The following is a 23,562-nucleotide window of genomic DNA, read 5'->3' on the forward strand; positions in this document are numbered from 1 at the left end:
CCTCTTTTGGCCAACTTATCATTTATAGGTGTCATCAATGACCGTCACAGGAGCAAACGCCTTCCCTGCTTTAATGGCTTTTTCAGTTTCTTTCTTCGCGTCTTTATCGATCCAGAATGTCCCTAAACCAATCGCACCACCACTGGTAAATAAGACTTCCGATTTTTTGGTCATCGCCTTTTGTGGGTACTTCAACCAGCGCCAGTAACCCACACGGGTATACGGTACCATGTAGCCTGGAACAATCAGGTTCGCATCGCTAATAATTTGCTGAATTTGATGGGAATAGCTGTACTTCTTCTCCAAATCAAATTCGTTTTTGTACGCCATGATTAACTTGTCCAGTTCAGGCGTGCTGAAATTGGTGTGGTTATTGGTTTGTGGGCGATTCGCATTGGCCGAATGGAAGTACTCCCAATAAGCTGGCACATCGGAAGTACCCATATCTAAGAACGCCAGTTCATGCTTTTTCTCGAGGATGAATTTAAACGCAGAGGAACCATCCACCAGTTTTAGTTCAAACTCCAATCCTGCTTTCTTCGCTTGCTCTTTCAAATACGCGATACGTGGCGTGTGGTGAGCATAACCATAGGTGATGGCGAAACTGAGACGCTGCCCTTTATCGTTGACCCGCACCCCATCGGCACCAATTTGGTTAAAGCCCGCCGCTTCAAAGTAACGAATGGCTAATTCCGGATCAAACTTAGGCGGCACTGGGTTAGGCAAGTCGTATTTACCATGGCCAGAACCGAGCGCGTGAGGCTTACGTGAGTAGTCACCACGGGTGATCTTATCGATCATGCCATCGTAATCTGTAGCATGCATGATCCCTTTACGCACATTGAGATCATCCAGCAGAGGCGTGGCAACGTTCATCCACAGTCCACCCGCGCCTTGCGGGGTTTGGTTGTAACCCCAGAACTTCTCGATGTAGCCTTTTTGGTACGGTTCTGTGTTGGATTTGTCGTGCCACAAATCGGGTAGGATTAGGCCAAAAGTATCCAAATCGCCTTTTTCGAAATGCTTCATCGCGATGTCGTTATCGCGGATCACCGTGATACGGATTTTCTCCACATTGTAACGGTGTTGATAATACTTGTTGCTATACCCCCACCAATCTTGACCAACGTGTTTGAAGGTGACGCTTTTGCCCTTCTTAATGTCATCAAGGTAATAAGCGTTGGTGGTTGGCTCAGCTTTGAAGTTGTATTTGCGCACGAAGTTATCGTCGATGCCGTCGCCATTTTCATCTTTCGCTGGCTTGGCATAAAAGTGCGCAGGTCGCGGACGAAGCGCGCCTAAGGTATAGAGAAGATCTTCTTGGTTTTTCTCAACTTTGCTCACCGCCGCGAAGGTGTGCTGATCAATTTTCTGCACATCGTCAATCACATTGGTGTAGTACTCGTTATACCAAGGTGCTACCAAATCTTTTGAGCGGTAAAACTTGAGCATAAAAACGAAGTCATCGGCAGTCACGGGTTTGCCGTCCGACCATTTGGCATTGGGGTTTAATTTGAAATAAACCGTGCGGTTATCCCTAGCGAAGGCCCATTCATTGGCTAAGGCCGGGATCCACTCCAACGTGTCTGGATGTTGGTCTACCAGCGCAGGTGTCTCATCGAGGAAAAACGAACGCAACCCTGAGTTAGAATCAGGCCCAACACTGCGTAAAGTTTGTGGAAAGCTTTGAATGAAAGTACGGAATGTCCCGCCAAATTTGGCATCTGAAGAAGCAAACAACGGCTCATCCCAGTTGGTCTGCCAGTTCACATCCGCAGGTAAAGTGGTGGCGTAAACACCAGCACTCATCAGCGATAACGCTGTGGTTAGTAACGTTTTTTTCATCATTATGTCCCTATATTATCCGTTCCAACAGTATTGACCATCTAAACGTAACGGGTGAATTTTTTCGGATCAAAGGCTGCACGAATGGCTTCACCAATAAAGGTCACCATCACCAACACAGCAACGATAGAGCTCACCACTGAGGCCACAATCCAAGGCGAATCCAAGTTTGATTTCCCTTGCTGTAGCAGTTCACCCCAACTTGGCGTTGGCGGCATCAATCCTAGTCCTAAGTAATCCAACGCCGTTAATGCCGTAATATTGCCAGCGATGGTAAACGGCGCTAGCGTCACGATCATCACCATGGTATTTGGCAAGATATGCTGGAAGAGAATCCGCGAAGTTGAAGCACCAAGCGCTTTGGCCGCCAGTACATATTCGCGCGCTGACTCTTTATAGGTCATGGTACGCATGTACCACGTCATGCCCATCCAACCAAATAGAACGTTGATGCCAACAAAGAGCGCGAAAGTCGGTTGCACAATCGAGACCAAAATCATGATGACGTACAAAAACGGCACCATCGACCAGATCTCAATCAGTCGCTGGACAAACAGGTCAAATTTGCCGCCCCAATAGCCCATCGCACAGCCCACCGCAGTACCAATTGTATAAGAGATGGCCATCGTCAGCAGTGCGAACCCCATCGCGGTCCGAAAACCGTACACCAGTCGCGCGAGAATATCGCGACCAATCACATCGGTACCGAGATAGTGTTTTGATTCTGCACTGGGCGCTGTCGGCGGAAAATCGCCCGAAAAGTCCTGTTCGTAGGGGTTCCATGGCACAATCGGCATGATCACGAAGTTGCCGGACTCTTCCGCTGCAAACTGTTTTTGCAACTGGCGATAGTTGGCTTCACCCGCAGACTCTTGCCCAAACTCACTGCCACTTCTCACATCACTGATGACGGGAAAGTAATAGTGGCCATCGTATTTCACCATCAAGGCTTTGCTGTTGATCAGCAATTCAGCGAACAGCGATAACACCAACATTGCAGAAAGAAGAATGAAAGACCAATAGCCACGCTTGATCGCCTTGAAGCTTCTTATTTTCTTTTGAGTTAACGGACTCACTTTGATCATATTAAGCTCCAAACTTCACACGAGGATCGACCAGCGCAACACAAACATCGGAAATGATATTTCCTAGCAGGAGAAGCACCGCATTAATTGCCACAATACCCATTACAACAGGATAATCACGCTCAATGATCGACTCATAGCCTAATAAGCCTATGCCATCGATATTGAAAATAACCTCAATTAAGAACGCACCAGTCATAAAGAAGAGTAAGGAATTACCAAAATGGCTCGCGATAGGAATTAAACTATTTCGTAAAGCGTGTTTGCGTACTGCCGTTTTAAACGGCAAGCCTTTGGCGATTGCGGTACGAATATAATCCGATGACAAGTTCTCCATCAGGTTATTTTTCATCGTCAATGTCAACGTGGCAAAGTCACCAATCAAATAACAGATAAGTGGCAATACCGCGTGCCACATGACGTCTTTCGCACGCTCAAAAAACGTCTCCAAATCATCAAAATCATCGCCGACAAAGCCCCCCATCGGGAACCATTCCAAATGGTAGGAAAAGAGTGTGATCAGCAGAACACCCACCACATAACCGGGCAGCGCATAGCCAACAAAAATTAGAATCGACGAGGCGGAATCAAAAACCGAACCATGCCGAAGCGCTTTGTAATAGCCCAGTGGAATAGAAATGAAGTAACTGATAAAAAAGGTCATTCCACCGTAGAAGAGGGAAACCGGAAGACGCTCTGCGATCATGTCTCCCACCGGTTCGTAATAGCGAGTGGACTCGCCGAAATCTAACCTAACCAGCTTGCTTAGCCAATCCAAATACGCCTGTGCAACAGGTTTATCCAAACCATAAAAGGCATTGAGTTCCGCCATTTGCTCTTCAGACAGTGCCGAGTTGCCCCCGGCAGTGGTCATGGCCGCAGCACCGTCGCCTTGTGCCTGCATTTTAGACAGCATGCGTTCCACTGGACCACCAGGAACAAAACGGGTAATAGCAAAGATAAGAATAGTAATTCCTAGGAAAGTAGGAATGACCAGCGCCAGTCGGCGCAGAAAATATGACAGCATATACAACTACTCCATGTCGACTGCCTATAAATTAGAGTTTGTTAAATTAATAAATAATCAAATTCTAACTTATCTAGAGAATTAGGAACTTAATTGAAATAAGTCGGTCGAAATGTTCATCCTGAACAGCTTCAATCTCTGGAATTCAAGTTCAACGCCAGATATTAAGCGCCATATGTATCTTGAAATAACCAAAGCTTCAAGTATTTGTGATGAAAGCATGACAAATTACCAACCACATCTAAATTCTATAAATAAATTTGTAAAAAAATATAAAAGACTGCTCATTTTCCAATCACAGAATATCAAACTGTAATGAATGGGGCTTTTGCACTACATAAAAATGCAATATTGCACAATAAACAGTCAGCCATTCTAACAGTTAAAAAACGCAAAAACCATGATGAGCCCTTATGATACAAGGGGTATCATAATTTGATACCACCAGACTCATCTTACCAGTTTGCACAAAAATGAAGCATAAAACATCATTCAGTTTAAAGCTTCAGCCAAATGAGATTAATCAACACATTTCACTACAATAGATCCACCCTCCAACACATACCATTAGATAATGCGCACAACACAAAATACGGTGTTTTATTGAAACATTTCACAATAAAGTGCGCCAAATCACAGATAATCATGCTGTATATATAACTTAATTTAAAATTTTACATATTTTTTACATTTCATTAGCCGTGCATCCCACTGGTTTGACTTGCAAAATTCATCTCATGTATATCTGTCGCGAAACGTTAACGAAACATTAACGTCACATTTGGTCGTCGTTCAGACCAAACATAGGAATTAAGCAACACGGAGCAACACGGATGTATAAAAACACAACAGCCTTATCCGTTGCGATCAGCCTTGCATTGGGTACAGCAGCCATGTCCCCGATAGCTTTCGCAGAAGAGCAGCAAGTCGAGCAACTACAAAAGATGAAAGTCACCGGTTCACGAATCTCAACCACTGAGATGGAAGGACCTTCTCCTGTCACCGTCATTACCAGCAAAGATATTGCGGCGAAAGGTTTTAACAGCGCACAAGACATTCTCAACAGCTTGACGCAAAACACAGGTGGTACACTCGCGCAAACCAACTCATTCTCGTTCACTCCTGCAGCACAGTCCGTTAACCTTCGTGGTCTAGGCGCTTCACGTACGTTGATTTTGATCGATGGCCGTCGCATGCCGCAGTACCCACTGGCACAAAACGGCGTTTCAAACTTCCAAGACATCGGCCAAATCCCTGTATCAGCGATTGAGCGTGTGGAAGTAATGACTGACTCAGGTTCGGCCATCTACGGTTCTGATGCGATCGGCGGTGTGGTTAACTTTATCCTCAAGAAAGACTTCGACGGCGTGTCAGTGAAGGCGCGTTATGGCGATGCCACTGAAGGTGGCTACGAAAACGGCCGTCTTGATATCGTTGCGGGTAAAGACATGGAAGATAAGCGTGTTTTGTTTGTTGCGCAGTTAGCGGGCAACGAAATGCTGCAACAAAGCGACAGAAGCTGGGCGGGTGACGATAACTCTGATCGCTCTGCCTTTGGCGCTTACTCTAGCTACGGTGCGAGCTTTGTTGAAAAAGGCACCGGCAACGTTCTAACACCTGCGGTCAATGGTAAAACGTGTCAAGACGTTGTGGGGGAACATGGTATCGATCGCGCCGATGGCAAGTGTGGCTTTAACCGCTCAGCGTATCGCTCCTTAAAACCAGAAAACAAACAAGTCGACCTACTACTTCGTGGTGAAATGGATCTTAATGATGATCTGACTGCGATGGCAGAAGCGCGTTTCGGTTACAAATCTACCTCTTCCATTTTCGAACCGAACCCATACGACGTTGAAACAGACGCAAAGCACTCACGTGGTGAAGGTAAATACACTCGTCGTTTGGTGGAATTTGGCCCACGTGAAAGCAATACGGAAGCGAACGCATTTGGCTTGACCACAGGTTTAACTGGTTTACTGGCAAATACCTACGATTGGGAAGTGTACGCCAGTTACTCTGAGCAAAAAGTCGAGACCGACAACCCTGCAGTGTTGAACACTCTCGATCAAGCGGTTCAAAACGGTTACATCGACCTACTCGATACGATCTCTGCTGCCGACGTTGCCAAATACAGCGGCCGCTCAACCAAAGAAGCGTACTCAAAACTCTACTCCATCAATGGCTCACTTGCTGGCGATCTAGTGGAACTGCCTGCCGGCATGTCTGGCTTTGCGGTTTACGGTGAATGGAACCGTACCGATTACAACGAATCTATCGATGCGATCACCAAATCAGGCGGATTCTCTGGTCTAGGCGGCACCTCTGGTGGTGGTGAGCGTGATCAAATCGGTTTAGGTGTGGAAGTGCTTATTCCAGTACTGGAAGACCTAGAAGTGACGCTAGCGGGTCGTTATGACCACTACTTTGATGATTCAGCAACTGGCGGTGCCTTTACACCGAAAGCGTCGATCGCTTACCGTCCTACCGATACCCTATTGCTACGTGGTAGCTACGGCCTTGGTTTCCGCGCACCAGACCTAAAACGTCTGTTTGGTGAAGAGACCAAAGCGTTTGGCTCAGGCTTCGATCCACAACTTTGTGCTTCTGTCGGCGGTACTGGCCCTAACGACACCATTCCTGAGTGTTCAACACAGTACTTTGATACGGTAAACGGTCCAAACGCCGAGCTTGAAGAAGAAACCAGCACCAACATCAACTTGGGCCTAGCGTGGGAACCTGTGGATGATCTTGGTTTAACCGTTGACTGGTACCACATCAAAATGGAAAACGTGGTATCCGCACCTTCTTACCAAGACGTTATCAACGATCCGTCAAAGTACCCAGGTACCCAAGTGGTTCGTAACCCAGATGGCACCATCAAAACCGTTATTTATGGCCCAGTAAACCAAGCGTTTGAAACTCGCTCGGGTATCGACTTGTCATTGGGTTATGCGTACGACACGGTGAGCATGGGTTCATTCTCAACCAAGTTCTCTATCACTAAGATCTTGATTGCAGAATCTCAAGAAAGCAGCAGTGAGCCAGTGATCGATGAGCGTGACTTCCTACCGGAATACACCGCGACATTGAACCTAGGCTGGGCATACCAAGACGTGAACGTGAACCTATTTGGTAAGTTCCGCGACGAGATGTGTACAAGTTACGCGAACGACTACTACTTCGAAGATTGTGATGCAGCGAAAAAAGCGGGTTACGAAACCAAGATCTCTAGTATGACAACGTGGAACCTAACAACGTCTTACCAATTCAACGAAAGTGGTCGTGTCACTCTAGGCATCATCAACATGTTTGATAAAGAGCCGCCAAAAGATCCTCTAAACGACACTTCTCCTTTCTACGCAGACACTTATGACGATCCAATTGGTCGCCAAGTGTATGTTGAGGCGTCTTACGACTTCTAGATAGCAACACTTTGTAAACCCTTTTGGCGCGGGAAATGCCCGCGCCCTTTTCGACTGACAAAAACACTGACAAGGATGCAACCATGACGTTAAAGAAATTTGGCGTGAGTGCACTCACCGCAGCGATGCTGAGCCTAACAGGCAGCGCGTTAGCCGCAGACGCAGGAAGCGTGATTTCCACTCAGGCAGGCACCAATAAAGCCGCTCAAGTCTCTCAAGACAAAATCGATGGCTACGCGGATAGTACCGACACCATGCTCGCCGAATACAAGGCCATCATGCGCCAAGTAGACAGCATGAAAGTCTACAACGAGCAGATCAATCGCATGGTGCAATCGCAGCAAGGCGAACTGGATTCATTAGATCGCCAAATCGCGCAGATTGACCAAACCGCGATGGAAGTGGTGCCACTGACTTTAAAAATGATTGATGCGCTCGACGAAATCGTCACGCTCGATCTGCCGTTCCAAACCAAAGAACGCAACAAACGAATCAACGAACTACGCGAACTAATGGATCGCGCAGACGTCACCACCTCGGAAAAATTCCGCAAAGTGATGGAAGCGTACCAAATCGAAGAAGGCTTCTCTCGTTCCATCGAATCTTACAAAGCCAGCTTAGATCGCAATGGTGAAGTGGTGACTTACGACTTCCTACGCATTGGTCGTACTGCGTTGCTTTACCAATCGCCAGACGGTGTTGAAACCGGTATGTGGAACCAGCAAACCCGCCAATGGGAAGCGCTGCCTGAAAGCTACCGTATTGCCGTGCAGCAAGGAATTCGTATCGCGAAGAAACAAGCGCCACCGGCTCTGATCAAATTGCCAGTGTTTGCTGGGGAGGAATAATCATGAAAGGATTCAAAACCATCGCCGCCGCACTGCTGGCTAGCCTGTTTATGGTCTCCAGCGCGCATGCGGAAGCACCAAAATCACTCAACGAACTGCTCAAGAACGTCAAATCGGAAAGCATCGTTGAGTCAAAAGAAAACAAAGCGCGTGAGCAAGAATTTCTTGCCGACCGCAACAAACAAGCGGAGCTGCTCAAGCAGGCAAAAGCCCAACTCAAAGCCGAAACGGCACTGGGTGAGCAACTGAAAGCCACCTTTGACGACAACGACAAAAAGCTGACCGAACTGACTGAAACGTTACGCCAACGTTCAGGCACTTTGGGCGAAATGTTTGGCGTGGTTCGTCAGTATGCGGGTGAATTCAAAGGCCTATTCAACGCCTCTCAGAACGCAGTTCAGTTTCCACAACGTGACGCTTTGCTCACCAAACTGGCCGAGAGTAAAGAGCTGCCTTCCACCGAAGAACTCGAGTCGTTCTGGCACACCGTGCTGCAACAGATCATTGTGTCTGGGGAAACCTCAACCACACCTGCAACCGTGGTTTACGGCGAAGGTAAAGAAGCCGTACGTGATGTCACCTTGGTGGGTGAATTTAACGCCATCGCTGATGGCAAATACGTTACCTACGTCCCTCAAACCGGCAAGTTCGAAGAGTTGTCTCGTCAACCACGTGCCAATATCACCCGTCATGTAGCGGGATTTGAATCCACCTCTTCAAGCTATGAGCCGCTATTTATTGACCCTTCTCGCGGCGTCATTTTATCTCTCTTGGTACAAAGCCCCACCGTAAAAGAACGCATCGACCAAGGTGGTATCGTGGGTTACGTGATTCTCGCCATGGGTGCATTAGGCGCATTGATTGCCCTATTCTGTTACCTACGTTTACTGGTGATCGGCGGCAAGATGCGTAAGCAAGCCAAATCTGATGCGGTGATTGAAGGCAACCCACTGGGTGAAGTGATTCAAGCGTATCAAGATCACAAAGGCGACAACTTGGAAGATCTAGAAGCGAAACTGGATGAAATCATTCTACGCAACGCGCCTAAGATCGAGCGATTCATTGTCTCCATCAAACTGTTTGCTTCCGTTGCGCCACTACTGGGCCTCTTGGGTACGGTAATGGGGATGATCGGCACCTTCCAAGCGATCACTCTCTTTGGTACTGGCGATCCGAAACTGATGGCCGGCGGTATCTCGGAAGCACTCGTGACCACCATGCTTGGTCTGGTTGTGGCCATCCCACTGCTGTTCTTCTACACCTTAGTACACAGTAAAGGCCGTCGTTTAGTGCAAACCCTTGAAGAGCAAAGCGCTGGCTTTATTGCTCGCTACCAGGAAAAACTGCACACAGCCGAACGCTAAGGAGGCGCTATGTGGTGGTTAATTGAAGAGTTAGAGTCCATCAGACGATTCCTTGGCATGGGTGGCGACGTATTGGTCGCGATCTTTGTCCTCAGCTTCATGCTGTGGGTCGTTTTGCTGGAACGCTGGTTCTACTTTATCGCCGTCGCTCCTCGTGCCATGAAGCAAGCTCTTGCCACTTGGACCGAGCGCACGGAGCACACCAGCTGGAACGCCAGAATGATCAGACAGGAGATCATCTCCCGTCAGGATATCGAGAATAAAAAAGGGTTACCGATCGTCAAAGTGTTGATCGCCCTCTGTCCACTGCTTGGTCTTTTAGGCACCGTGGTGGGCATGATTCAAGTATTCGATATTTTGGCCATCGTCGGAACAGGAAGCCCTCGCGCCATGGCGTCAGGGATCTCAAAGGCAACCATTCCAACACTTGCAGGAATGGTGGCATCGCTATCGGGGTTGTTCTTTAGCACCCGCTTAGATCACTTAGCGAAAGTCACCACTCGTAAACTGGAAGATAAGTTGAAGCATATTGCCTAATACCAATGGCAGAGCGATCGCCTTTTCTCTCTATCGCTCTGGCTGATTTGGTATCAATAAATGGAATTAGAGGTATAGGTCATGAAAAGACGCTATAGCAGTGACAGTAATGATGAAATGGCCATTGATATGACCCCGATGCTCGACATCGTTTTCATCATGTTGATCTTCTTTATTGTAACAACGTCATTTGTAAAAGAAGCGGGTATCGATGTGAACCGCCCTAGTGCCAACTCGGCACAAACCGTCGCCAAAGGCAACATCATGGTCGCGGTTGGCGCGGCGGGTGATGTCTGGATCGACAAGCGACGCGTCGAAGTCGATGCGGTCCGTGCCAACGTTGAACGCCTGCGTGCAGAAAGCCCAGATGGTGCAGTGGTCATCCAAGCGGATGAAGAAGCGAATGCTGGTGTGGTTGTAAAAGTGATGGATCAGATACGCATGGCTGGTGTAGCCAATATCTCCATCGCCGCGACCAACAAGGATTAAGCTTATGCGTTATCTGGCCTCAATTGCACTGGCGCTCGTTGTCTCCCTCGGATTGTTCTGGGGGATGGACAAGCTGGTAAATAAAGAGCGCCACGAACTGGCATCGAACGATGATCTGCGCATGGTGGATTTCATTCGAGTCAAACCCGAAGAAAAAGTACAGGAGAAAAAACGCGAGCTACCCAAACCGCCACCACCGAAACGTCCACCACCACCGCCGGAGATGAAGATCACCTCCACAGTAAAACCGGTGATGGAACAGATCCCTATAGACATGCCCAAGCTGGATCTGCCCGTCAACATTACTGGTGGTTCCGTTCTTGGTCATTATTCCCAAGGTGGCGGGGCACAAGTAGCTGGCACTGGTGGTCCGATGCCATTAGCGACTTTCCAACCGCAAATGCCGCGTAAAGCCGCCAAAGCGGGATTGGAAAAAGGTTTGGTTGTTCTTGAGTTCACCGTCAACGAGCGTGGCGGGGTGGAAGACATCAAAGTTCTCAAAGAGGAACCTCGCCGCATGGATTTGGGTAAAGAAGCACGGAAAACCGTGTCGAAATGGACCTTTAAACCCAAGATGGTCGATGGCAAACCTGTGAGCTCTCGTATGGCTCAAGAAATTGAGTTCTCGGTAAATTAAGGAGTCAAACATGATGAAATCATTCAAAAATGTCCTGGCTTCCCTCACCTTGATTGCTGGTGTGATACTCACACCAGCGCAAGCGAAAGAAGCTCCGGAACTGTCTGACCGTACCTTCCGTACTGTGAATAAGGTGCAGGAACTGATCGCAACAGAGAAATACTCTGCGGCATTGGAAAAGCTCTCTGACGCGCTGGAAGGCACCACCAAAAAATACGATCGCGCGGTACTGCTGCAACAAACGGGCTTTTTGTACTCCCTCAAAGAGGATTACAAAAATGCGGCAAAATACTTCGCGGAATCGTTAAAACTGGAGGCTTTACCGGTTCCTGTGGCTCAGCAAGTGCGTTATAGCTTGGCCCAATTGTACCTTTCTGAAGAAAAGTACAAACAGTCGGTAGAGACGATGAAAACGTGGTTTGAAATCGCCAAAACCACCGATGAAAAGCCTCAAGCCCATGCGTACATCACTCTCGCCAGTGCCTACGTTCAAATGGATGATTACAAAAACGCGATTGCACCTACCAAGCAAGCCATCGCAATGAGTAAGAATCCAAGTGAATCCTGGTATCTGCTGTTGATGGCATCGCACTACGAGCTGAAGCAATTGAAAGAAGTGGTGGGCGTTTTAAAAATACTCACCACAAAATACCCAGAGAAAAAACGGTATTGGATGCAGTTGTCGGGAACCTATATGGAACTCAACCAAGAGCGCAATGCCCTTTCTGCACTCGAAATGGCTTACAAAATGGGGCTACTCGATGAAGAGAAAGAGTTTCTTCGCTTGGTGAATTTCTTAGCGTACCAAAACATCCCATACCGAGCGGCGAAAACGCTGCAAACGGAACTGGATAACGGCAATATCACGCGAAATCAGGACAATTTGGAGCGTTTAGCCAGTTTTTGGCAACAAGCAAAAGAACTGGATAAAGCGATCGACACTTATCAACAAGCGTATACTTTGGCCCCTACTGCCAAGAGCCAAATTCGCATCGCGCGTTTGATGCTTCAAGATAAGCAGTTTGATAAAGCGACCGAGTTTACTGGTACGCCAGCGGCTGATGCCAAATTGGATCAAAAAGCAGAGCTGGAATACGTTCGTGGCCTTGCTTACTTTGAACTGAAAGATTCTCAGCGTGCGTTACGCTCAATGCAAAGTGCTGCTCAGTCAGAAAAAATGCGCCAAGTGGTTAGCCCTTGGATCACATATCTGGCGGGTCAAGGATAACCAAACGTCTGAATTGTTAGCAATTCTGGCATCTGGTTAAGTGTGAGTCAGTCGCACGTGTCTGGGGAAGCTTGTCTTCCCCTTTTTTCTTCTACACAACAGGCAAATCGCGTTCATTTTGGAGACAACTTCAACTGGCAACCACCCTCAGTTCGTGATACTCTTCGCCTCCATTTTTCTGGCCGAAAAGTCATCAACTGGTGAATTTTAGATGGTCAGTGCTATCTTTTAGTAGCAGATATTCCCTATCCGCTCTCAATCCAAACCAAACGTGGACTAAAACAGATGGGCAAAGGTACTCTTTACATCGTCTCTGCTCCAAGCGGTGCAGGCAAATCCAGCTTAATCTCCGCGATGCTGGAGAAAAACCCGACTTACGCAATGAAAGTGTCGGTCTCTCACACCACACGTGGCATGCGCCCAGGTGAACAAGATGGCGTGCACTACCACTTTGTCGAGAAAGAGCATTTTGAAGATCTGATTACCAAAGGCGAGTTTCTGGAATACGCAGAAGTGTTTGGTAACTACTACGGCACCTCACGTGTTTGGATTGAAAACACCCTAGATAAAGGCATTGATGTTTTTCTCGATATCGATTGGCAAGGCGCTCGTCAAATTCGTGAGCAAATGCCACACGCTAAGAGCATCTTTATCTTACCACCATCCAATGGTGAACTTGAGCGTCGTCTTAATACACGTGGTCAAGACAGTGAAGCGGTGATCGCCAAGCGTATGGCGGAAGCGAAATCCGAAATCTCGCACTACAACGAATACGATTACGTGATCATCAACGATGATTTCGATACTGCTTTGATGGACTTTAAAGCCATTATCCGAGCAGAAAGATTGAAGCAAGACAAACAAGCTGCTAAATATAGCGGTATGCTTGACGCGCTTTTAGCGGAATAAGACCCCAGAAAGCATTCTGTGGCACTAATAATACAACTCAAGGTACCTCAAGCTAGACACTGAGAACTGAGAGCCTGTATACTTTCTCGTCATTCAAAAAAATTTAGTTAACTAATTTGGAGTTCTCATGGCACGCGTAACTGTTCAAGACGCTGTTGAAAAAGTTGGCAACCGTTTCGACTTGGTTCTGATTGCGGCTCGCCGCGCTCGTCAAATGCAAACTGGCGGCAAAGATTCACTAGTGCCGGAAGAGAATGATAAGCCAACCGTTATCGCTCTACGCGAAATCGAAGAAGGCCTTATCACTAAAGAAGTGCTTGATGCGCGTGAGCGTCAAGAGCAACAAGAACAAGAAGCAGCAGAACTAGCGGCCGTTAGCAGCATCGCTCGCAACCGTTAATTCGCCTTAAAACACAACATCCCGGGCCCATAATTTGTATCTATTCGATAGCCTCAAAGACGTTGCCCAAGAATACCTTACAGAGCCTCAACTTGAGGCTCTGCGTCAATCTTATGTGGTAGCGCGAGATGCCCATGAAGGGCAAACCCGCTCAAGCGGTGAACCGTATATCATCCACCCAGTCGCGGTGGCGCGCATTCTGGCCGACATGCGCCTGGATGTTGAAACTCTACAAGCAGCGTTACTCCACGACGTCATCGAAGATTGTGACGTCAGCAAAGAAGATCTCGAAGCGCAATTTGGCCATACGGTGGCAGAGTTGGTTGATGGGGTTTCCAAGCTGGATAAGCTGAAATTTCGCGATCGCAAAGAAGCACAAGCGGAAAACTTCCGCAAAATGGTGCTGGCGATGGTACAAGATATTCGCGTTATCCTGATCAAACTGGCCGACCGTACTCATAACATGCGTACCTTGGGCGCACTTCGCCCAGATAAAAAACGCCGAATTGCCCGCGAAACCCTCGAAATCTATTCACCTTTGGCTCATCGCCTTGGTATCCACAATATTAAAACCGAATTGGAAGAGCTCGGCTTTGAAGCCCTCTACCCCAATCGCTACCGCGTATTAAAAGAGGTGGTGAAATCGGCGCGTGGTAACCGCAAAGAGATGATCCAACGTATCCACAGTGAAATTGAAGGCCGCTTGCAAGAAGTGGGCTTACAAGCGCGCGTCTTAGGTCGTGAAAAAAATCTTTTCTCCATCTACAACAAGATGAAAACCAAAGAGCAGCGCTTTCACACCATCATGGATATTTACGCGTTTCGTGTCGTGGTCGATACCGCCGACACCTGCTATCGCGTACTCGGGCAGGTGCACAGCTTGTACAAGCCTCGTCCTGGTCGTATGAAAGATTACATCGCGGTCCCCAAAGCCAACGGCTACCAATCGCTGCATACCTCGATGGTGGGTCCTCATGGCGTCCCGGTGGAAGTGCAAATCCGCACCGAAGACATGGATCAAATGGCGGACAAAGGGGTTGCGGCTCATTGGTCTTATAAAGGCAATGGCGAACGCACTGGCACTACGGCGCAAGTGAAGGCGCAGCGCTGGATGCAAAGCTTGCTGGAACTTCAGCAAAGCGCGGGTAACTCCTTCGAATTCATTGAGAACGTAAAATCGGATCTCTTCCCGGATGAGATTTACGTCTTCACACCGAAAGGCCGCATTGTTGAACTGCCTGTTGGGGCGACGGCGGTGGATTTTGCCTACGCCGTGCATACCGATGTTGGTAATACCTGCGTTGGTGCACGTGTCGATCGCAATCCATACCCACTGAGCAAAGCGCTGAAAAATGGCCAAACCATTGAAATCATCAGTGCGCCAGGCGCCCGTCCTAACGCAGCTTGGCTCAACTATGTGGTGACTTCTCGTGCGCGCACTAAGATTCGCCAAGTGCTGAAAACCATGCGTCGTGAAGAGTCGATTACTCTTGGTCGCCGTTTGTTGAATCATGCGCTCGGTGAGCACTCACTTGCCGACATCAGCCCAGAAAATCTCAACCATGTCTTGAGCGATCTCAAAATCCAATCTTTGGATGATCTGCTTGCGGCCATCGGCTTGGGTGAGCGTATGAGTATCGTGATTGCTCGCCGTTTGTTAGGTGATGCAGACGAGCTCACAGAACTGCGTTCAAACGACAGCAAAACCAAGAAGAAGCTGCCAATTCGTGGCTCAGAAGGGTTACTGCTGACGTTTGCCAACTGTTGTCATCCAATCCCAGATGATCACATCATTGCCCATGTTTCACCGGGCAGAGGCTTGGTGGTTCACCGTGAGACCTGTCCAAACGTACGTGGCTACCAACGCGAGCCCGATAAGTACATGGCGGTGGCTTGGTCAGACGATTACGATCAAGAGTTCATCGCGGAACTTAAAGTCGATATGCTCAACCATCAAGGTGCTTTGGCAGAACTGACTAACGTGATTTCCAAAACGGGTTCAAACATCCATGGCTTATCGACTGAAGAGCGTGATGGCCGTTTGTATACTGTGACGGTGCTGCTGACCACCAAAGATCGCGTGCATCTTGCGGGCATCATGAAGAAGATTCGCGTCATGCCATCTTGTTCACGCGTGCGTCGTCGCAAGAACTGATCTCCGCATTCGATCGCTTTTCATCGCCCTTGAAATCAAGGTTTCAAGGGCTTTTTATTTTTATCAGAAAGCCAAATTCAAAATGTTATGAATGAAGAACGTTATCAGAGAATCCAACAAGTTTTAAAAGCACGTCAAACCGATCTCACCCTGTGCCTTGAAGAAGTGCATAAACCCAATAATGTGTCAGCAATGATCCGCACTGCCGATGCCACGGGATTGCACAAAGTGCATGCTGTGTGGCCCACCGAGCAGATGAAGACATTGAAAAACACCTCTGCCGGTGCAAGAAACTGGGTGGAAGTGGATACGCATGATTCCATCGCAGACGCCGTGAGCGCTTTAAAAGCACAAGGGATGCAAGTGTTGGTGACCAACCTCTCTGATAGCGCCGTCGATTTTCGCCAAATCGATTACACCCAACCGACCGCCATCATTTTGGGCAGCGAAAAGATTGGCGTTTCCGAGCAAGCCAAGGCACTGGCGGATCAAGACATCATGATTCCTATGGTGGGCATGGTGCAATCACTCAACGTTTCTGTGGCTTGCGCGGTGATTCTGTATGAAGCGCAGCGCCAACGTGAAGCCGCGGGTATGTACCAAAACGACGAAAGCTCAATTGATGCCGAAACCATCAACCGCATTTTGTTTGAGCGTGGCCACCCGGTGTTGGCCAAAGTCGCCAAACGCAAAGGACTCGCTTACCCACCACTGGATGATGCCGGACAAATTGTTGCGGATCCTGACTGGTGGGCAGACATGCAAAAGAAATAGTCGTTATCTAGTTATCTAGTTTTCTAGTTTTCTAGTGCCTATTTTTTCCTGTACAAAAACACAGCCTAATGGTTAACATAACGCTATGTTTATCATTGTCTTGAGGCCAATATGTCTGCCCAACTGTTATCTGCTATCCCCCTCACATCCCTCAGTGGGGTCGGTGCTAAGGTGGCTGAAAAACTGGAGAAAATTGGCCTAAGCAGCGTGCAAGACCTGCTGTTTCACTTGCCACTTCGTTACGAAGACCGCACCCGCATCTACCCGATTGCCAAATTGCATGCTGGATTGTGGGCCGCTGTGCAGGGCCATGTGATGCAAGTGGATACCTTGTTTGGTAAACGCAAGATGTTGACGGTGAAGCTCAGCGACGGGAATGGCACCATCACGTTGCGTTTTTTCAACTTTACCGCGGCAATGAAAAACAATTTTGCTGAAGGTAAGTTAGTACACGCTTACGGCGAAATTAAGCGCGGTAATATGGGGCTGGAGATCGTTCACCCAGACTACAAGTTTTTCGCCCCAACGCAGAAGCCCGATGTGGAACAGAGCTTAACGCCTGTTTATCCTACCACCGATGGCTTAAGGCAAATCACGCTACGTAACCTCACAGACCAAGCCATCGCCCTGCTCGATAAAGCCGCGGTTCAAGAGTTACTGCCTGCCGGGTTGTATGACCAACAACTGACCATGGGGCAAGCGCTGCACATTATCCATCGTCCTTCGCCGGAGATTAATCTGGAACTGTTCGACGAAGGGAAGCACCCTGCCCAAGTTCGCTTAATTATGGAAGAGTTGCTGGCTCAGAACTTATCCATGCTCGCCGTGCGCAGCAAAGGTCAGCAAGATGTCGCGCTGCCACTTCCCCCCGTCCACCAGCTTAAACAACAGCTGTTAGCCCAACTGCCTTTTTCACCGACCAATGCCCAAGCGCGAGTGGTGCAAGAGATTGAAGAAGATTTGCAAAAAGCGCATCCGATGATGCGTTTGGTGCAAGGGGATGTCGGCTCGGGTAAAACCTTAGTGGCAGCCTTGGCCGCGGTACGCGCTATCGAACATGGCTACCAAGTGGCGCTGATGGCGCCCACCGAATTGCTGGCCGAGCAGCACGCGATCAACTTCGCCAATTGGTTTGAAAAAATGGGCATTCCCGTTGGCTGGCTCGCAGGCAAGCTCAAAGGTAAAGCCAAAGAAGCCGAATTAGCCCGCATTGCCAGTGGCGAAGCGAAAATGGTGGTCGGGACACATGCGCTGTTCCAAGAACACGTGGTGTTTGACCATCTTGCTCTTGTGATCATTGATGAACAGCACCGCTTTGGCGTGCATCAACGCTTGGAACTGCGCGAAAAAGGCGCCAAACAAGGCGCTTACCCACATCAACTGATCATGACTGCTACTCCGATCCCTCGCACATTGGCCATGACCGCTTATGCCGATTTGGAAACATCGGTGATCGACGAGTTACCGCCGGGACGAACCCCTATCCAAACCGTCGCGATTCCCGACACCAAACGCGAGGACATTGTCGAGCGCATTCGTCATGCCTGCCTCAATGAGGGTAAGCAGGCGTATTGGGTCTGTACCCTGATTGATGAATCGGAAGTATTGGAAGCCCAAGCGGCAGCAGACACTGCCGAAGAGCTGCAACGTAAATTGCCTGATGTGCGCATTGGTTTGGTGCATGGCCGAATGAAACCGGCTGAAAAACAAGCGGTGATGCAAGCGTTCAAAAACAATGAATTGCATCTTTTGGTGGCCACCACAGTGATCGAAGTCGGGGTCGATGTGCCCAACGCCAGCTTGATGATCATCGAAAACCCCGAGCGCTTGGGTCTCGCACAATTGCACCAGTTGCGCGGTCGCGTCGGTCGAGGCTCGGTAGCAAGCCACTGCGTATTGCTCTATCACGCTCCGCTGTCCAAAACAGCGCAAAAGCGCCTCTCGGTATTGCGCGAAAGTAACGATGGTTTCGTCATTGCTCAGCGCGATCTTGAGATCCGTGGGCCAGGTGAGTTGCTCGGCACCAAACAAACCGGCCTAGCGGATTTCAAAATTGCCGATCTCGTCCGCGACCAGCGCCTTATCCCCGAAGTTCAGCGCGCTGCACGCTACATTCACCACAATTACCCACAAAATGCCGCCGCGATTATTGAACGCTGGTTGGGCGAGCGTGATATTTATTCTAAGGCGTGATCCACGCCTTTCATTGACCATCTTCTCTTCGCTCCCTGTCGAATCCATCATCCTGTTTAGTCAATAGAAAATAGCAAACGATTGCTTTTTAGAATAATCGCCCTATAATGCCGCACAAATTGTGAGGATGACTTTTCTCACCTTCCCAACCAGAGCGGATTTCTGAATAACAGCAATCACAGATGATGACATCCGTTCACCTTGGCCTCCCATTCAGCGAGCGCTAAGTCTGCGTACAACAATTAGGAACATACCATGACAACGCCGAACCCGACGCGTAAAACGGATCTGATCTATCAACTCAACGATCGTCCACCTTTGCCTCAAACTTTGTTTGCTGCACTGCAGCACTTGCTGGCGATGTTTGTCGCTGTGATCACTCCATCCTTGATTATTTGCCAAGCGCTTGGCGTGTCTGCCGAACAAACCAACACCATCATCAGCATGTCGCTGTTTGCTTCGGGCATTTCTTCCTTTATTCAAATCCGCACTTTTGGTCCGATTGGCTCTGGGCTGCTGTCTGTACAAGGCACCAGTTTTAACTTCTTAGGTCCAATTATTGGCGCTGGTTTAGCGCTGAAGGCAGGCGGCGCCAGCGTTGAGAGCATGATGGCGGCGATTTTTGGCACCATTTTGGTTGCCTCGTTTGCAGAGATTCTCCTTTCACGCGTGCTGGAATACGCGCGTCGCATCATTACGCCATTGGTTTCTGGCATCGTCGTGACCTTAATTGGTTTAACCCTGATTCAAGTCGGCTTGGTATCGATGGGCGGCGGCTACGCGGCCCTGGGCGATGGCACTTTTGGCAGCCTCGATAAGTTGGCGCTGGCGGGCACCGTACTGGGCCTGATTGTGTTACTCAATCGCGCCAAGAACCCTTACGTACGCGTGGCGTCGATTGTGATAGCCATGTTGGTGGGCTATGTCATGGCCTACTTCATGGGCATGGTAGACACTCGCCAAGCCAGCAGCAGCGCACTGATTGCCTTACCAATCCCGATGCAGTTTGGTCTGAGTTTCGACTGGTCGCTGTTTATTCCACTGGTTCTGATTTTCCTCATCACCGCGCTGGAAGCGATTGGTGATATTACCGCCACCTCGGAAGTGTCTGGCGAACCAGTCAAAGGCCCGGTGTATATGAAGCGCATTAAAGGCGGCGTATTGGCCGACGGTCTGAACTCGGCATTGGCGGCGGTATTCAATAGTTTCCCAAACTCCACTTTCAGCCAAAACAACGGCGTGATCTTGCTAACGGGTGTCGCAAGCCGCTACGTCGGTTACTTCATCGCCGGCATGTTGGTACTGCTTGGTCTGTTCCCTGGCGTTGCTGGTTTTGTTCAGTTGATTCCGGAACCAGTTTTAGGCGGTGCAACCATCGTGATGTTCGGCACCATCGCCGCTGCAGGTGTGCGCATCATTTCTCGTGTTGACCTCGATCGCCGTGCCATTCTCATCATGGCACTGTCGTTCTCGATGGGTTTAGGCATTGCGCAGAAACCGGAGATTTTGCAGTTTATGCCTGAGTTCATTAAGAGCATTTTCTCTTCCGGCGTTGCTGCTGGTGGCATTACCGCGATTGTGCTTAACCTTCTTCTGCCTGAAAAGCTTCAGGGTGAAGAAGAGGAAAAGGCGCACGAGCCCGCGACTGTAAAGCGCTAATCTACACAAAGAAAAAGGGTTGCCGACTGTGGCAACCCTTTTTTAACCCAATGACCCTTCCTAAATAGGGTTACGACTAACGTTCGCTGGTCGGAAAGCTCAACTGTACTTTGAGCCCACCTTCGCTGCGGTTGTTCACCACCACCGAGCCGTGATGCTGGCTGACAATACGTTTGACAATGGCCAGCCCTAAGCCGGTTCCTTCGCTACCACGAGCCGTATCGCCACGGGTGAAAGGTTCAAACAACTTCGCCACTTGTGATTTTTCAATCCCTGGGCCGTTATCTTCCACACACACCCACACCAACTTGCTGTCTGCGGTCATCCCCGTGCTGATTTTCACCCATCCATTACCATAACGCAGCGCATTGACCACTAAGTTGCTTACGGCACGCTTAATCGCAATCGGGCTGCCAAAAGCGGTGCGAATCGAAGGCTGGAAGGCGGTCTCAATCTGCACTTCGTAACCCCCTTCGGAGCTCGCCACATCCCCAGAAATACCATTGATGTCGACCTCGGTGAAACTTTGCGTATTCACCGGTTTGAGGTAGTCCATAAACTGGCTGATGATCTCATTACACTCTTCAGTATCACTGATGATCCCTTCCGCTAAATAGCTGTCTTCTGGTGACATCATTTCAGTCGCAAGGCGAATTCGTGTTAACGGCGTTCTTAAATCATGGCTAATACCCGCCATCAACAACGCACGGTCAGCTTCCAACTCTTGAATGCCGCGAGACATTTGGTTGAACGCGCGCGTCACCGCACGGATCTCTGTGGCCCCTTTTTCTGGAAGCGGTGGAGGGATTTCCCCTCGACCGACTTCCTTGGCCGCCTTCTCCAGCGCGATGAGTGGCCGGTTTTGTAAACGGATAAACAGCCAACCACCAGCGATGATCAACAGCGCCACAATCAAACTGTTGCGAAACAGTGGAGCGAAATCTTCTTCTTGCAGTTCAGAGAGCGGAATGCGGATCAGTGAGCCTGGAAGCGCGTCAATTTTCATCCACAAAATGTAGCTTTCGCTGCCCAACAGCAGACGCACTTCGGTTGGCGAACCAAGCTCGTGAGTCATCTCTTCACTCATCAAATCGATGGTCATCGCATGGTCAAACTCTTTGGCTTGTTCACTATCTTCCGCGTGCACCGTCACACCAAGTTGCTCCAAAACCTGCCGACGCAACGGCGCATCCGCCATCAGTGCGCTGTCGTCATCGAGCACCAAATTCAGCTCATGGGCGAGGATTTTGTTGAACTGCTGCAAACTCGGCAATAGCGCGTAGTTGAACACCGCGTAATAGGAGAACACTTGACTGGCGAGCAGCAACGTAATGAAGATAAATATCGATTGGGTAAAGGAACTACGAAAACGCATCAAAGACCTCGGCAGCTAGGTAGAGTACGAAGGTAGAATAAACAACAATCCCTGGTCAAAGCCAGGGATTGGAGAAGAATCATCATGTCAGATTAAGCTGGTTTGCCATCAGGAACAAACACATAACCTAGGCCCCATACAGTTTGGATGTAGCGAGGTTTGCTTGGGTCCTCTTCCAACATACGACGTAGGCGAGAAATTTGTACGTCAATGGAACGTTCCATCGCGGAGTATTCACGTCCGCGCGCCATGTTCATCAACTTGTCGCGCGACATCGGTTCACGCGCATTGGTCACTAGCGATTTCAGTACCGCAAATTCACCCGAGGTGAGTGGCATCGGCTCATCACCACGGAACATTTCACGCGTGCCCAAGTTCAGACGAAACTCACCAAACTCGACAATTTTCTCTTCCGCACTTGGCGCACCTGGCAGCTCGATGGTTTGACGACGCAACACCGCTTTAATACGCGCAAGTAACTCACGTGGGTTGAACGGTTTTGGCAGGTAATCGTCCGCACCCACTTCTAAACCCACGATGCGGTCAACCTCATCCCCTTTTGCTGTCAGCATCAGGATAGGCAACATGTTGTTGGCATTACGCAGACGACGACAGATCGAAAGACCATCTTCACCAGGAAGCATTAAATCCAGTACCATTAAGTGGAAGTTTTCACGGGTCAATAGGCGATCCATCTGTTCCCCATTGGCGACACTGCGCACTTGGAAACCTTGTTCTGACAGATAACGCTCCAACAACGCACGCAAGCGAGCATCATCATCAACCACTAAAATTTTAAAATTCTCTTGCATGTGTCCGTCCACCTATTTCATAAGCTTCCACCAAATCTGGTTCGGTAAAATGTAACACCGATTATCCATTTATGGCGCAAAGAATTGTTAATCTTTATTACTTTTAGCGGATGCACCACCCGCTTGCAACGTCGTACGTCACTAATCGTTAAGATAAAACAAACCCGCACGAGGCGGGTTTGAAAAGGTGACAAGAGAAATCACTCCCCTTTATCGTATTCGATCGAGTTGATGAACCACTCTTTGATGCCGCTTGGGGTTGGCACTTGCACTTCGTCATCGACTTCTTTTTTCAACAGCGCGCGTGCCATCGGCGAGTCAATCGAAATGTAGCCTTTGGCATCACCGTAAATTTCTTCTGGGCCGACGATGCGAAATTTCATCACTTCGCCCGCTTCGTTTTCAATTTCCACCCACGCACCAAAGAAGACTTTGCCCTCTTGCTGCGGTGCGTAATCAACGATTTTGACTTCCGGTAAAAACTTACTCAAAAAGCGCACACGGCGATCGATTTGACGTAGCAAACGCTTGTTGTAGGTGTAGTCGGCGTTTTCTGAACGATCGCCGAGGCTCGCCGCCCACGACACTTTCTGCGTGATCTCAGGGCGGTGCTCTTTCCACAGATAATCGAGCTCTTGCTTGAGCTTGTTGTACCCTTCACGGGTAATCATTTTGGTTTTCACGAACTTTCCCTTAATGGCTCGAACGGAATCAGATGGAGCGAAAAGTAACGAGTTTTGCCGCGCTTTGCCAGTCACCTGCGAAGATTTGACGCAATACTCTCAAAAGCGGCGGTAAAACGT

The 23,562-nt window shown here is 49.0% G+C and carries 19 protein-coding genes; 13 read left to right on the forward strand and 6 right to left on the reverse strand.

The annotated features are described in order from the left end of the window. Positions 1-18: 18 nt before the first annotated feature. The 3 genes from VV1_RS04050 to VV1_RS04060 are packed head-to-tail and all read right to left on the reverse strand — an operon-like array spanning position 19 to position 3,957. On the reverse strand, positions 19-1,845 hold the full coding sequence (locus tag VV1_RS04050) for an extracellular solute-binding protein (RefSeq protein WP_043920921.1): 1,827 nt from the start codon (positions 1,843-1,845) through the stop codon (positions 19-21). Between the two features lie 41 nt (positions 1,846-1,886). Beyond that, a complete protein-coding gene (locus VV1_RS04055; protein ID WP_011078909.1) occupies positions 1,887-2,930 on the reverse strand; it encodes an ABC transporter permease in 1,044 nt (347 codons plus the stop codon). Between the two features lies 1 nt (position 2,931). Then, complete coding sequence (locus VV1_RS04060; RefSeq protein ID WP_011078910.1) at positions 2,932-3,957, reverse strand: ABC transporter permease subunit; 1,026 nt, start codon at positions 3,955-3,957, stop codon at positions 2,932-2,934. Between the two features lie 833 nt (positions 3,958-4,790). Here VV1_RS04060 and VV1_RS04065 point away from each other — a divergent pair. The 13 genes from VV1_RS04065 (at position 4,791) to VV1_RS04125 (ending at position 20,572) form a co-directional block, all read left to right on the forward strand. Continuing rightward, on the forward strand, positions 4,791-7,379 hold the full coding sequence (locus VV1_RS04065) for a TonB-dependent receptor (RefSeq protein WP_011078911.1): 2,589 nt from the start codon (positions 4,791-4,793) through the stop codon (positions 7,377-7,379). A gap of 83 nt (positions 7,380-7,462) precedes the next feature. Next, positions 7,463-8,227, forward strand: coding sequence for a DUF3450 domain-containing protein (locus VV1_RS04070; protein ID WP_043920922.1), 765 nt, complete (start codon positions 7,463-7,465; stop codon positions 8,225-8,227). Between the two features lie 2 nt (positions 8,228-8,229). Further along, the gene (locus VV1_RS04075; RefSeq protein ID WP_011078913.1) at positions 8,230-9,591 is read left to right on the forward strand and encodes a MotA/TolQ/ExbB proton channel family protein; all 1,362 of its coding nucleotides are present in this window, start codon (positions 8,230-8,232) and stop codon (positions 9,589-9,591) included. A 9-nt stretch (positions 9,592-9,600) separates the two neighbouring features. Continuing rightward, on the forward strand, positions 9,601-10,128 hold the full coding sequence (locus VV1_RS04080; protein ID WP_011078914.1) for a MotA/TolQ/ExbB proton channel family protein: 528 nt from the start codon (positions 9,601-9,603) through the stop codon (positions 10,126-10,128). A gap of 81 nt (positions 10,129-10,209) precedes the next feature. Continuing rightward, on the forward strand, positions 10,210-10,617 hold the full coding sequence (locus VV1_RS04085) for an ExbD/TolR family protein (RefSeq protein ID WP_011078915.1): 408 nt from the start codon (positions 10,210-10,212) through the stop codon (positions 10,615-10,617). A gap of 4 nt (positions 10,618-10,621) precedes the next feature. Further along, a complete protein-coding gene (locus VV1_RS04090) occupies positions 10,622-11,254 on the forward strand; it encodes an energy transducer TonB (protein WP_011078916.1) in 633 nt (210 codons plus the stop codon). A gap of 10 nt (positions 11,255-11,264) precedes the next feature. Then, positions 11,265-12,482 (forward strand): tetratricopeptide repeat protein, encoded by a 1,218-nt coding sequence (locus VV1_RS04095; protein ID WP_011078917.1) that lies wholly within the window; start codon positions 11,265-11,267, stop codon positions 12,480-12,482. Positions 12,483-12,767: 285 nt separating this feature from the next. After that, positions 12,768-13,391 (forward strand): guanylate kinase, encoded by a 624-nt coding sequence (gene gmk, locus VV1_RS04100; RefSeq protein WP_011078918.1) that lies wholly within the window; start codon positions 12,768-12,770, stop codon positions 13,389-13,391. Positions 13,392-13,518: 127 nt separating this feature from the next. Next, a complete protein-coding gene (gene rpoZ / locus VV1_RS04105; protein ID WP_011078919.1) occupies positions 13,519-13,791 on the forward strand; it encodes a DNA-directed RNA polymerase subunit omega in 273 nt (90 codons plus the stop codon). 34 nt (positions 13,792-13,825) lie between these two features. Next, on the forward strand, positions 13,826-15,946 hold the full coding sequence (gene spoT / locus VV1_RS04110; protein WP_011078920.1) for a bifunctional GTP diphosphokinase/guanosine-3',5'-bis pyrophosphate 3'-pyrophosphohydrolase: 2,121 nt from the start codon (positions 13,826-13,828) through the stop codon (positions 15,944-15,946). An 87-nt stretch (positions 15,947-16,033) separates the two neighbouring features. Next, entirely contained in the window at positions 16,034-16,720 is a 687-nt protein-coding gene (gene trmH, locus VV1_RS04115) for a tRNA (guanosine(18)-2'-O)-methyltransferase TrmH (RefSeq protein WP_011078921.1), read from the forward strand. 111 nt (positions 16,721-16,831) lie between these two features. Next, the gene (gene recG / locus VV1_RS04120; protein WP_011078922.1) at positions 16,832-18,913 is read left to right on the forward strand and encodes an ATP-dependent DNA helicase RecG; all 2,082 of its coding nucleotides are present in this window, start codon (positions 16,832-16,834) and stop codon (positions 18,911-18,913) included. Positions 18,914-19,168: 255 nt separating this feature from the next. Continuing rightward, positions 19,169-20,572, forward strand: coding sequence for a uracil-xanthine permease family protein (locus VV1_RS04125; RefSeq protein WP_011078923.1), 1,404 nt, complete (start codon positions 19,169-19,171; stop codon positions 20,570-20,572). 76 nt (positions 20,573-20,648) lie between these two features. Here VV1_RS04125 and envZ read toward each other — a convergent pair whose 3' ends face one another. The 3 genes from envZ to greB all read right to left on the reverse strand — a co-directional run bounded on the left by envZ (position 20,649) and on the right by greB (position 23,442). Beyond that, positions 20,649-21,947: a two-component system sensor histidine kinase EnvZ gene (gene envZ / locus VV1_RS04130; RefSeq protein ID WP_011078924.1), complete on the reverse strand. Its 1,299-nt coding sequence runs from the start codon at positions 21,945-21,947 to the stop codon at positions 20,649-20,651. A gap of 92 nt (positions 21,948-22,039) precedes the next feature. Then, a complete protein-coding gene (ompR, locus tag VV1_RS04135; protein ID WP_011078925.1) occupies positions 22,040-22,759 on the reverse strand; it encodes an osmolarity response regulator transcription factor OmpR in 720 nt (239 codons plus the stop codon). 200 nt (positions 22,760-22,959) lie between these two features. Beyond that, positions 22,960-23,442: a transcription elongation factor GreB gene (greB, locus tag VV1_RS04140; RefSeq protein ID WP_011078926.1), complete on the reverse strand. Its 483-nt coding sequence runs from the start codon at positions 23,440-23,442 to the stop codon at positions 22,960-22,962. Between the last annotated feature and the right edge of the window lie 120 nt (positions 23,443-23,562).

It is taken from the genome of Vibrio vulnificus CMCP6, assembly GCF_000039765.1.
In the GTDB taxonomy this organism is placed as follows: Bacteria; Pseudomonadota; Gammaproteobacteria; order Enterobacterales; family Vibrionaceae; genus Vibrio; species Vibrio vulnificus_B.

Excerpts from the sequence above, each read along its gene's own strand:
- VV1_RS04050 (WP_043920921.1), bottom strand. The coding sequence starts at position 1,845 with ATGAAAAAAACGTTACTAACCACAGCGTTATCGCTGATGAGTGCTGGT.
- VV1_RS04055 (WP_011078909.1), bottom strand. The coding sequence starts at position 2,930 with ATGATCAAAGTGAGTCCGTTAACTCAAAAGAAAATAAGAAGCTTCAAG.
- VV1_RS04060 (WP_011078910.1), bottom strand. The coding sequence starts at position 3,957 with ATGCTGTCATATTTTCTGCGCCGACTGGCGCTGGTCATTCCTACTTTC.
- VV1_RS04065 (WP_011078911.1), top strand. The coding sequence starts at position 4,791 with ATGTATAAAAACACAACAGCCTTATCCGTTGCGATCAGCCTTGCATTG.
- VV1_RS04070 (WP_043920922.1), top strand. The coding sequence starts at position 7,463 with ATGACGTTAAAGAAATTTGGCGTGAGTGCACTCACCGCAGCGATGCTG.
- VV1_RS04075 (WP_011078913.1), top strand. The coding sequence starts at position 8,230 with ATGAAAGGATTCAAAACCATCGCCGCCGCACTGCTGGCTAGCCTGTTT.
- VV1_RS04080 (WP_011078914.1), top strand. The coding sequence starts at position 9,601 with ATGTGGTGGTTAATTGAAGAGTTAGAGTCCATCAGACGATTCCTTGGC.
- VV1_RS04085 (WP_011078915.1), top strand. The coding sequence starts at position 10,210 with ATGAAAAGACGCTATAGCAGTGACAGTAATGATGAAATGGCCATTGAT.
- VV1_RS04090 (WP_011078916.1), top strand. The coding sequence starts at position 10,622 with ATGCGTTATCTGGCCTCAATTGCACTGGCGCTCGTTGTCTCCCTCGGA.
- VV1_RS04095 (WP_011078917.1), top strand. The coding sequence starts at position 11,265 with ATGATGAAATCATTCAAAAATGTCCTGGCTTCCCTCACCTTGATTGCT.
- gmk (WP_011078918.1), top strand. The coding sequence starts at position 12,768 with ATGGGCAAAGGTACTCTTTACATCGTCTCTGCTCCAAGCGGTGCAGGC.
- rpoZ (WP_011078919.1), top strand. The coding sequence starts at position 13,519 with ATGGCACGCGTAACTGTTCAAGACGCTGTTGAAAAAGTTGGCAACCGT.
- trmH (WP_011078921.1), top strand. The coding sequence starts at position 16,034 with ATGAATGAAGAACGTTATCAGAGAATCCAACAAGTTTTAAAAGCACGT.
- recG (WP_011078922.1), top strand. The coding sequence starts at position 16,832 with ATGTCTGCCCAACTGTTATCTGCTATCCCCCTCACATCCCTCAGTGGG.
- VV1_RS04125 (WP_011078923.1), top strand. The coding sequence starts at position 19,169 with ATGACAACGCCGAACCCGACGCGTAAAACGGATCTGATCTATCAACTC.
- envZ (WP_011078924.1), bottom strand. The coding sequence starts at position 21,947 with ATGCGTTTTCGTAGTTCCTTTACCCAATCGATATTTATCTTCATTACG.
- ompR (WP_011078925.1), bottom strand. The coding sequence starts at position 22,759 with ATGCAAGAGAATTTTAAAATTTTAGTGGTTGATGATGATGCTCGCTTG.